Annotated in this window: 12 protein-coding genes; 7 read left to right on the top strand and 5 right to left on the bottom strand. The window is 44.4% G+C overall.

The annotated features are described in order from the left end of the window. The 3 genes from QZ735_RS19510 to pdeM all read left to right on the top strand — a co-directional run. A partial coding sequence (locus QZ735_RS19510) for a DEAD/DEAH box helicase (protein ID WP_367117838.1) occupies nucleotides 1-614 on the top strand: 614 nt, incomplete at its 5' end. A gap of 72 nt (nucleotides 615-686) precedes the next feature. After that, a complete protein-coding gene (locus tag QZ735_RS08945; protein ID WP_367117837.1) occupies nucleotides 687-2,453 on the top strand; it encodes a helicase-related protein in 1,767 nt (588 codons plus the stop codon). A 121-nt stretch (nucleotides 2,454-2,574) separates the two neighbouring features. Continuing rightward, nucleotides 2,575-3,219, top strand: coding sequence for a ligase-associated DNA damage response endonuclease PdeM (pdeM, locus tag QZ735_RS08940; protein ID WP_294247115.1), 645 nt, complete (start codon nucleotides 2,575-2,577; stop codon nucleotides 3,217-3,219). 128 nt (nucleotides 3,220-3,347) lie between these two features. Here pdeM and QZ735_RS08935 read toward each other — a convergent pair whose 3' ends face one another. From QZ735_RS08935 to QZ735_RS08915, 5 genes are all read right to left on the bottom strand, one after another. After that, nucleotides 3,348-3,866: an N-acetyltransferase gene (locus tag QZ735_RS08935; RefSeq protein WP_294247112.1), complete on the bottom strand. Its 519-nt coding sequence runs from the start codon at nucleotides 3,864-3,866 to the stop codon at nucleotides 3,348-3,350. Nucleotides 3,867-3,872: 6 nt separating this feature from the next. Further along, nucleotides 3,873-4,460, bottom strand: a complete 588-nt coding sequence (locus QZ735_RS08930; protein ID WP_294247107.1) for a nucleosidase — start codon at nucleotides 4,458-4,460, stop codon at nucleotides 3,873-3,875. A gap of 44 nt (nucleotides 4,461-4,504) precedes the next feature. Continuing rightward, on the bottom strand, nucleotides 4,505-5,206 hold the full coding sequence (locus tag QZ735_RS08925) for a DsbA family oxidoreductase (protein WP_294247104.1): 702 nt from the start codon (nucleotides 5,204-5,206) through the stop codon (nucleotides 4,505-4,507). 275 nt (nucleotides 5,207-5,481) lie between these two features. After that, nucleotides 5,482-5,823 carry a hypothetical protein gene (locus QZ735_RS08920; protein WP_294247102.1) on the bottom strand — a complete coding sequence of 114 codons (342 nt, stop codon included), beginning with the start codon at nucleotides 5,821-5,823 and terminating at the stop codon, nucleotides 5,482-5,484. A gap of 712 nt (nucleotides 5,824-6,535) precedes the next feature. Beyond that, entirely contained in the window at nucleotides 6,536-7,162 is a 627-nt protein-coding gene (locus QZ735_RS08915; RefSeq protein WP_294247099.1) for a chloramphenicol acetyltransferase, read from the bottom strand. A 190-nt stretch (nucleotides 7,163-7,352) separates the two neighbouring features. Here QZ735_RS08915 and QZ735_RS08910 point away from each other — a divergent pair, with 190 nt between their 5' ends. The 4 genes from QZ735_RS08910 to QZ735_RS08895 form a co-directional block, all read left to right on the top strand. Further along, nucleotides 7,353-7,643, top strand: coding sequence for a DUF3861 domain-containing protein (locus tag QZ735_RS08910; RefSeq protein ID WP_294247096.1), 291 nt, complete (start codon nucleotides 7,353-7,355; stop codon nucleotides 7,641-7,643). Between the two features lie 25 nt (nucleotides 7,644-7,668). Further along, nucleotides 7,669-8,547, top strand: a complete 879-nt coding sequence (locus QZ735_RS08905; RefSeq protein ID WP_367117839.1) for an NAD(P)-dependent oxidoreductase — start codon at nucleotides 7,669-7,671, stop codon at nucleotides 8,545-8,547. 229 nt (nucleotides 8,548-8,776) lie between these two features. Then, nucleotides 8,777-9,163, top strand: coding sequence for a DoxX family protein (locus QZ735_RS08900; RefSeq protein ID WP_294247094.1), 387 nt, complete (start codon nucleotides 8,777-8,779; stop codon nucleotides 9,161-9,163). Nucleotides 9,164-9,334: 171 nt separating this feature from the next. Then, the coding region (locus tag QZ735_RS08895; protein ID WP_294247092.1) for a pyridoxamine 5'-phosphate oxidase family protein at nucleotides 9,335-9,789 on the top strand (455 nt) is incomplete at its 3' end.

Raw genomic sequence — 9,789 nt, 5'->3', positions numbered from 1 at the left:
ATAATTTGGCAGCATTTGAAGACAGCAACGGATTCGGTGTCATCCGCAACTGGATGGCAGATAAAGGGATTTCCCCTTTTAAATTCCAGGCAGAAACCTGGCGCAAATTCGGAAACGGATACAGCGGAATGGTGATTGCCCCTACGGGATTCGGAAAAACCTATTCCGTTTTCCTCGCCATGATCTGTGATTTCCTGAACCGGCCCGAAAAGTACCGTAAAGGGCTGAAAATGATCTGGATCACGCCATTGCGCTCGCTCTCAAAGGATATTGCCAAAGCCATGCAGGAGGCTATTGACGAGATCGGTCTCGACTGGCTGGTAGGAGTAAGAAATGGGGACACAGACCCCAAAGTCCGCCAGCAACAGGTAAAAAATATGCCGGAAATACTGGTAGCCACACCTGAAAGCCTCCATCTGCTGCTGGGACAGAAAAAACACCAGCGGTTCTTTGAGCACCTCCAGACCATTGTTATTGATGAATGGCACGAACTGCTGGGTTCCAAGCGCGGCGTCATGATCGAGCTGGGCGTTGCACAGCTCAGAAAATATGTGCCTAAGCTTAAGATCTGGGGAATTACCGCAACGATCGGAAACCTTGACGAAGCGATGTAAGTACTGATTCCGTACGGTATAAAAAACACGACGGTTACCGCCAAAGAAAAGAAAAAGATCGAGATCATCCCGGTGTTTCCCGATGAAGTGGAAATTCTTCCCTGGGCCGGACATCTGGGTCACAAGCTGGCCGATAAGGTAGTCCCGATTATCTTAAATTCCCAGTCCACCATCGTTTTTACCAACACCCGGAGCCAGAGCGAAATGTGGTATCAGCTGCTGCTGAATGCCTATCCTGATTTTGCCGGGCAGATCGCCATTCACCACAGTTCCATTGATGCCCACCTGAGGATATGGATTGAAGAGAATTTAAGTTCAGGAAAGCTGAAAGCTGTGGTTTCCACTTCTTCCCTGGATCTGGGCATCGATTTCAAGCCGGTGGATACCGTGATTCAGATCGGGTCAGCCAAAGGTGTGGCGCGGTTCCTTCAGCGGGCAGGACGCAGCGGCCACTCTCCTTTCGAACTTTCAAAAATTTACTGCGTACCTACCCATTCCCTGGAACTGATTGAAGTTTCTGCTTTAAAGGAGGCGGTTAAAAATAATGTGATCGAACCAAGGGATCCGCAGGTCCTTTGCTTTGACGTCCTGGTACAGTTCATGATGACCCTGGCCGTCGGTGACGGATTCCGGCCGGAGGAAATGTATCCGCGGATCAAAGAAACGTTTGCGTTCCGGGATATGACGGATGAAGAATGGCAGGGCATGCTTGATTTCCTGACTATTGGCGGAAAAGCCCTGAAAAGCTATGAGGAATTCTATAAAGTGGTTATTGATGAAGAGGGCATCTATAAAGTCACGTCCAGGAAGATTGCCATGCTGCACCGCATGAATATGGGGGTTATCGTAAGTGACGCCATGCTGAAGGTAAAGTTTATTTCCGGAGGTTATATCGGTATGGTGGAGGAATATTTTATTTCAAGGTTAAAAAAAGAAGACAAATTTATACTGGCCGGACGGGTGCTTGAAGTAGCCATGATCAAAGACATGACCGTTTTTGTACGGACCGCCAAGGGAAAAGCCTTTGCCCCGAGCTATCTTGGCGGAAGGCTGCCCCTGAGTACCAATCTGGGTCATTACCTGCGTGAAAAATTATCCGGTGCCCTGAATCCCAAAGCTTCTGAGAAAGAACTTAAGTTCCTGCATCCTCTCCTTGCCAACCAGGAAGAACGGTCCCATATTCCCCATGAGGATGAATTCCTGGTGGAAATGATCAAAAACCGTGAAGGCTATCATTTATTCATGTATCCGTTTGAAGGAAGGCTGGTGCATGAAGTGATGGCAGCACTGGTCGCCTACCGGATTTCCAAGCTGGCCCCGATTTCATTTTCTATGGCAATGAACGATTACGGATTTGAATTGTTCAGTGATAAGGAAATTCCGCTGAATGAGGAAAACCTCCACCGGATCCTGACCCGGGAGAACCTGATGACCGATGTGATATCCAGCATCAATTCTGCGGAAATGGCCAGAAGGAAATTCAGGGATATCGCGGTAATCTCCGGGATGGTAGTCCAGAATTTTCCGGGAAAACAACGTTCCAACAAATCGCTGCAGAGTTCGGCAGGGCTTATTTTTAAAGTCCTGGAAGACTATGATCCGAATAATTTCCTGGTCCGGCAGTCGTATACCGAAGTTTTCAATGCCCAGCTTCAGGAGCAACGGCTGGTGGAAGCTTTCAAAAGGATTGAAAAGTCAAAAATAATCCTCAAATTTGCAAATACTTTTACACCGCTCAGTTTCCCGATTAAAGTAGATTCTTTACGGCAGACGCTTTCCAGCGAAGACCTGGATTCGAGGATACAGAAGCTGATCCAGCAGGCGAAAAAAGTAAAATAAAGTAAGTAGTGATGCTGAAATAAGTAATGTACAGCGAAAGCTTTCGACCTTTAAAAGCGGATGTACCTGCCGATGATGACAATCCCGTAGGTTCGTAGGTCAATGAATGAGAATTAGAATAATGAAAATTGCAACCCACTCCATCACCCTTCATAACGAGACTTTTATTTTAACCAACCAAAGGGCTTTGTTCTGGGAAGATCAGAAAGCACTTGTCCTATCGGATCTTCATATAGGAAAGACTGCCCATTTCCGGAAAAACGGGATCGCACTGGCCAATCAGATCATGAAGAATGACCTGGAGCGGCTTTCCATCCTGATTGAATATTTCAAGCCCGAACAATTCATTGTGGTGGGTGATCTTCTTCATGCAGGGGATAACTCGGATGTGGATGAATTCTGCAGCTGGAAAAGCCAGTATCCCGGGCTGCGGTTCCACCTGGTTGAAGGAAACCATGACCGGCTCTCCAAAAAGCTGGAAGCCAAACTCTGCCTGAGCGCAAGATCAAAAGTCTTTGAAACCGATCATTTCGTGCTGGTGCACGATTATGAGAAAAAACTGCCCAAGCTGCAGATTACCGGCCACATCCATCCGGGATTTATCATCAGTTCACCGGTAAAAAAAATCAGGCTTCCCTGTTTCGTTGTAACGGCCAAGCAGCTCCTTTTACCTGCTTTCAGTGAGTTTACCGGGCTTGATACTAAAAATACACCTAAAAACGGTAAATTTTATGTGTTTACCGACGCTGAAATTTACGAGATGTAATGACAGTAATGGGATTGCCTGGAGCAAATCAGGCAGATTGCTGAAGTTTTCAGCATCATTAAGTGAGGAGACACGTCTTTAGACAGACAACAGGAAATTTCAGGCAAATGCCATCTTCAGATCATCGGTTACAGCTCTTTCCTCATCATCAGGTCGGTTTGTTCCTCATTTCCCAGCCGGAACAGATGTTTGCCGAACTCCGTAAAGCCATTTTTCCTGTAAAAAGCCAGTGCTCTGTGATTTTCTTCCCAAACGCCCAGCCACAGGTATTTCTTTTTCCGGTCAAGAGCTGTTTCCAATGCTTTCTCATACAGGAGTTGTCCTATTTTATGGCCGTGGTAAGCTTTTTTTACATAAATCCGCTCAATTTCCAGGGAGTATTCGTCCTGAAGTTCGGTCTGGGCGCTTCCGGTATTTATTTTCAGATAGCCTACGGTATCAGTCTGGTCACAGGCCAAAAAAAAGAGGGAACCGCTGTTTTCCAGTTCTTTCAGCAGCTTTTCCGCTGAGAAACTTTCATCAAGATATCTCTGCATAGCCTTTTCCGTATTACTGGCGGCAAAGGTTTCGTAAAAAGTCTGCCTTCCCAGGTGCTGCAGGACGGGCAGGTCTTCCGGTGTTGCACTGCGGATGGTTGGTGATGTCATATTTTATTAAATAATAGTGAATAAGATGCGGCTGAATGCTTCCGCTGCCAGATGTACCTGAACCGTCCAGTCATCTGCAGCCCCGCTTCCGGCATCATCGGAAATATATTTCAGGCACAGGAAAGGAATTTTCTCCTTCATGGCAATAAGAGCCAGCGGATAGGCTTCCATATCCACAATAGTATAATCCGTTTCGGAGTGGTTCATCTCGAAACTGTCACCGCTTCCGCAGATTCCCCGGGGAAGTCCTTCTTTTGCCAGTCCATATTCCAGCACAGGCGGGATCCCGGAGAGCGGTGTCTCATAAAGGCTGAAACCGAGTCCGCGCACATCCATGTCCCGCTGGATGAACTGGGTGCAGCAGACCACTTCCCCTTTCTGAAAACTGCTGCTTCCGGCAGAACCCAGGTTGATGATAAGTTCCGGCCTGCTTCGCTGGATTTCCCGTGTAAGTCCGATGGCAGCATTCACTTTTCCGATACCGGTAATGAGTTTGTTCTTGTCATTAAAGATGCTGCCTGCTTCCGAATCCAGAGCAAAAACAAAAAGGGTATTATCCAAGGCAAACTGCTGTCCGCCGTTTATTGTGATCATAGAAAAGAATATGAATTAGATGGGTCCAAAAGTAAGGATTCCATTCATATGCTGCAACCCCTGTCATCACAGGACAGGTTGCTGCCGTCATCCTGTTTTCTGATGACGGATACGGTTTCCCCGTAGGTCTGCAGCAATGCGTCGGCAAAAAGGTCTGCAGGCTGTGCTCCTGAAATGGCATATTTTCCATTAAGAATAAAAAAAGGCACTCCTGGAACTCCGTAATGCTGAGCTGCTGCAATATCCTTTTGAATATCGTCATCAAAACGGCCGGTATCCAGCGCCTGCACAGCTTCATTTTCACTGATGCCTGCTGCTTTGGCCAGCGAAACCAGAACCTGAGGATCCGCCACATTTTTCCCGTCAGTAAAATGGGCCCGGAAAAGAGCTTCTTCCATTTCACCGGACTTTCCGTATTTCTTGGACAGATGAAGGATCCTGTGGGCCGGGTAAGTGTTTGTGATCAGTGTTGTGTCGAACCTGAAATCAATCCCCGCATTTTTCCCCATATCCGTAACCTGGTTAAGCATCCCATCGGCCTGTGCTTCCACGATCCCTTTCTTTTCCCTGAAATAGGCAAATGTATTGATTGTTTGATCGGGATCCAGTGAAGGATCCAGCTGATAGCTTTTCCATTCTACTTCCACCTCGTCTCTGAAAGGCAGGTGTTCCAGTGCTTTTTCAAAATTCTTTTTCCCGATATAGCAAAACGGGCACATAACATCCGACCAGATTTCTATTTTCATTGTGTATCATTTAAACACAGGATCTGATTCCTGCTTTTTAACTGATGCAAATGTAGTTATAGAATCCCGGATCCGGAATTTTTGTAGCCAATAATATTGGATAATGCTTATCCTGTTTTTCTATGATCATGACCGGATAGGCTCTGATCAACGGATCGCAGTATAAAAAATGGAGTTTCCAGACAGCCAAAACCGGTATTTCATCAGCAGTTCAGCAGCGCTTGTCAACTTCTTCCTGTGAAATAAAATACCGGTCCTGTTAAAAAAAAGGTGGTTTAAAGATCATTAAACCACTTGTAAATATCAACTGTTGACGCTATACTCAATTTTTTCCTCAGCCTGTTTTTGCGGTTCTGTATGGCTTTCGGAGTAACGAAAGTGTACGTTGCAATTTCCTTGGTGGTTAAATTGAGTTTCAGATAGATGCAAAAAATCAGTTCAGAATTTTTAAGATTGGGCTGAATGGCAGACAGTTTATTAAAAAATTCGGGGTCTACCAGCCTGAACTTGCTTAACAGCCTCGGAGAATTATCTTTTGCCAAAGCCAGGATTTCGTCCTGTACAAAAATCTTCTGGTTTACATCTTCTAAATTGAATTCGGTCTTTTCGTTTTTCATAATATTTTCTCAACTCTACTAATTTCTGTTGCTTTTATAATAATATAATAAGCGCCAGCATTATTTCATTCCTCACATACTACTTCATGGCAGAGTTTCAATGCTCATTTTTATGAAGCCTGTTATCGAATGCTTACTATTTTATTATTTTCTAAAATAGGTCTGCTCTGGTAGTATTTACATTTTTCGTTATTTTGGCTCTTTAGCTAAAAATATCATCAAAATAATGGCAATTTATTTTTTACGTAAAAGCAAAGAAATAAAAAATGATCAGAATTTCATCCAATCGAAATACCACATACATACCACGCCGGCCTTTTTTCAATACTTCCGTCCCCTGGGTACAGGGATCTTCCGTATTTCAAATCTCTGAGAACAAAACTAGAGTTTTACCAGGTCTCTTTTTATGATTCTAATCAATAGTATCAAAAAAGTGATTTATTTTTTGCGGACAGGGCATATCATCAAGCTTCAGCAGAAAATTGCAGGTAACAGGAGCGTCTGGGAAAGGGCTTTAATTCACACTAATCATAAATTGTAATCTTCTGCTCCTGCATATGGATGATCGATCTGATACGATATCCTTTCAATTCCAGTTTTTTATTATATCATTATGGGATAATATTTTTCTGTATTTACTTTTTCATGCAGGAGATCTGATAACGGATACAGGGTGCCAGCAGGAAAAACGGCCATTGATAAAGGAACATATTTACCGGTTCAGCAATTCCTGAAATTCCCCGAGGTATTTCGACAGATGGAAACCGTCTGCCAGTCCGTGATGTGCTTCCACGGAAACCGGTAGGAATTTCCTCCGGTCCCTGATGCTGAATTTTCCGAAAGTAATTTTAGGTACGGATTCCGTTTTATCGAGCGGGGTCGGATGCAGCAATGCTGAAAATGAGTTCCAGGGAATTGTAGAATGCCGGATCAGGTTTTTTCCCAGTTCCCCGTTGTTCATCCGCAGTCCCGTGGAATTCCGTACTTCTTGTATTTCCTGCTGAAGCACCTCATTAAAAGTATGGAAATCCTCTGAAAACGGAATATAGGCAAATCCGAAAGTTCCGTCCGCCCTTCCGATGGTGGTTCCTGCATTAACGGTATCATATAAGACCACCTGGCCATCAAGAATACGCAGCTTCATCTCATCCACCCTGTTCACCGCAGCCATGGAAGCATGCATATAGGCAGCGAAGAAAGAGCGGCCCAGGTCTTTTGCTTGTTCATACATCCGGGTGCAGTCTACTTCCGTGGTAAACCCGAAATACGGGCTTGCCATATTGGAAAAAAAATGAAAATGTTCCTTTCTGTTCCATTTTTCAATATCGATGATCTTCATATTTTTTTTGCAAAAATCCGTAAGATTTATGAGTAAAAAAAATTCCGGCGCATTTTTCTCCGTTACCGGCGGGTTTTTCACGATCCGAAAATTTTGTGGGATACCATGCACGATATTTGGACAAAATTCCGAAATTTACATAAAGAACAAGGTGGTACACGAAGTTCTGCTGCTGTTTTAATTGATACTTATGGAAAAACGGAACAATCACTATCAGCTGGACCTCCGGGAGGTCTCCCTGAAAGACGGTACGGAAGGCAGTAAAAAATTGTCTTTCACTTTCAGCAATCATGATGATCTTTTCGAGATTTTTGAACGGGTGAAAACCAAAAATATTTTTGATGATGAACAGACTGCCCATGAATTTGCATTGGGTCTCAAGCTTTTTACGGAGGTGATGATTACGCAGAAAGGCCATCCTCTATTTGAGGAGCTCAGACCGTCCATCGGGCAGTTTATGAAGAAACTGAAAAGCATCTAGTGCGGCAGGTCAGCGAAATACTGAAATTTATCAGATTAATATTCAAATCATGAACGAAGAAAAATTAGGATTTATCGGATTAGGGAATATGGGATATCCGATGGCGAAAAATCTTGAAAAAGCGGGATTTCCGCTTTCCGTATTCAACCGTACTGCCGAAAAGGCAGAAGCTTTCAAACTGCAATCCACCGTATATTCCGGCATCCCGGATCTGATTGCAGGCAGTGATATCATTTTTACGATGCTTACGGATGACCGGGCTTTACATGCTGTATATGAGGAAATCCTGAAACAGAAGCTCGAAGGAAAACTTTTTATTGATATGAGTACAGTTTCTCCTGAAGCGAGTAAAGAAATTTCGGCCGCGGTAAAAATCAAGGAAGCCGGTTTTATTGATGCTCCGGTAGCCGGAAGCACGGTGCCGGCAGCGGAAGGAACACTGATTATTATGGCAGGCGGCGAGGATAAAGACCTGCAGCGGGCACTGCCTTATCTGCAGAAACTGGGGAAGAGCATCCGTCATCTGGGGGAAAACGGAAAAGGGATTGCTGCTAAACTGTCGGTCAATTATTTCCTGTCAACACTCTACCAGGGACTTGCTGAAACCATCATCCTGTCTGATAAACTGGGAATCGGAAGACAGGAAATGCTGGAAATCATCAATGAAAGCGCAAGTGGCAGCGGAGCAACCAAGGTGAAGACGCCTCTTCTGGTACAAGATCAGTATGATCCTGCTTTCGCCCTCGACCTGATGCTGAAAGATGTTCTGCTGGCCAGAAATGCCGGTGCTGACCTCCCATTGTCTGAAACCCTGATCAGGACTTATCAGTCGGCTCATGATGCGGGTTTCGGAAATGATGATGTCATCGGGATTATCAATTACCTGCAGAAGTACAAAATTTAGATAAGTAAATCAACGGACTTGGATGTCCTTTCTTTTATGGGGCCAAAGGATTTCCTGTAACCGATACGGAACTCCAGGGATCGCCTGGTCCCGTTTGTTCTTCCCGATATAAGCGAAGGGCAGGTAAAAACAGGATGGACGAGTGCCGGTCCTGCCCTTTATGCAATACTTCCGGGGTGTGGTAAGCATATTGCTTTTTAAACCTTCAGGAACACTTAAAAAAGAAACAATGAAAGATTTTGCTACTGCTTTTTTCTTTGCGCGGCTGCCGGTTGCTGTTTCCCTTCTCGGCCACGGACTGGTACGGCTTCCCAAGCTCCGGGCGTTCAGCGATTGGATGGTTACTACCATGGAGAAATCCGTGATTCCCGAATCTTTGCTCATCCCTTTCGGCTACCTGCTTCCTTTTGCCGAAGCAGCAATCGGAATTCTGTTGCTGATCCGCTACAGGATCAGGCTGACGATTTATGCGGCACTGGCATTAATGAGTATCCTGGTGCTGGGAAGCTGTTCCATAGAAAACTGGCCGGCCATTGAATCCCAGCTGCTGCATTCGTTTTACCTTTTCGGTCTTCTGTGGTTTCATGAAAGGTTTTCTCCTGTTGAAAAAAAATAAAGTACAGCTGGTGTTTACAGAATAAGAATAAAGAGTATCAGCCGGTTATTAAACCGGATTTCCGTTATCCTGTTTTTTCATTCCGTGATTTGTGTTATGGTAGGGTTTTTGAATGGGTAGATGTACTTCAACGAACGATCACTGAAAAATTAATCACTAAAATATAATATTATGTCAACAGAAAATCTTACCCATCAGGATGCCGTTAAAAAGATCAAGGATTTATCAGAAAGCGCTAAAATCTGTATGTTCTGTACAGAACTGGACAAGCTTCCGATCAATACACGTCCGATGTCTTTACAGGAAACTGATCAGGATGGTAATCTATGGTTTATCAGCAGTGATACCAGCAATAAAAATTTCGAAATCAAAGAGGATAAAAGGGTTCAGTTGTTTTTCATGAATAACAGCGATTACCAGTACCTGTCCGTATACGGAACGGCTACCATTTATAAGGACCGTTCTACTATCGAAGACAAATGGTCGCCAATGGCAAAAGCCTGGTTTGAAGATGGAAAAGATGATCCGAATGTATCCATCATCCGTGTTGAACCGCAGGATACCTATTATTGGGATACCAAAGTGGGAAAACTGGTAAGCCTTTTCACTTTTGTAACGGCAGCCGT

The sequence above is a fragment of the uncultured Chryseobacterium sp. genome (genome assembly GCF_913776365.1).
GTDB lineage: Bacteria > Bacteroidota > Bacteroidia > Flavobacteriales > Weeksellaceae > Chryseobacterium.
Note: the sequence above shows the minus strand (reverse complement) of the source record. Positions and strands in the feature narration are given on the sequence as shown.

Bases quoted from the DNA above. Each gene is read 5' to 3' on its own strand.
- QZ735_RS08925 (WP_294247104.1), bottom strand. From the start codon at position 5,206: ATGAAAATAGAAATCTGGTCGGATGTTATGTGCCCGTTTTGCTATATC.
- QZ735_RS08900 (WP_294247094.1), top strand. From the start codon at position 8,777: ATGAAAGATTTTGCTACTGCTTTTTTCTTTGCGCGGCTGCCGGTTGCT.
- QZ735_RS08930 (WP_294247107.1), bottom strand. From the start codon at position 4,460: ATGATCACAATAAACGGCGGACAGCAGTTTGCCTTGGATAATACCCTT.
- QZ735_RS08920 (WP_294247102.1), bottom strand. From the start codon at position 5,823: ATGAAAAACGAAAAGACCGAATTCAATTTAGAAGATGTAAACCAGAAG.
- QZ735_RS08935 (WP_294247112.1), bottom strand. From the start codon at position 3,866: ATGACATCACCAACCATCCGCAGTGCAACACCGGAAGACCTGCCCGTC.
- pdeM (WP_294247115.1), top strand. From the start codon at position 2,575: ATGAAAATTGCAACCCACTCCATCACCCTTCATAACGAGACTTTTATT.
- QZ735_RS08910 (WP_294247096.1), top strand. From the start codon at position 7,353: ATGGAAAAACGGAACAATCACTATCAGCTGGACCTCCGGGAGGTCTCC.
- QZ735_RS08915 (WP_294247099.1), bottom strand. From the start codon at position 7,162: ATGAAGATCATCGATATTGAAAAATGGAACAGAAAGGAACATTTTCAT.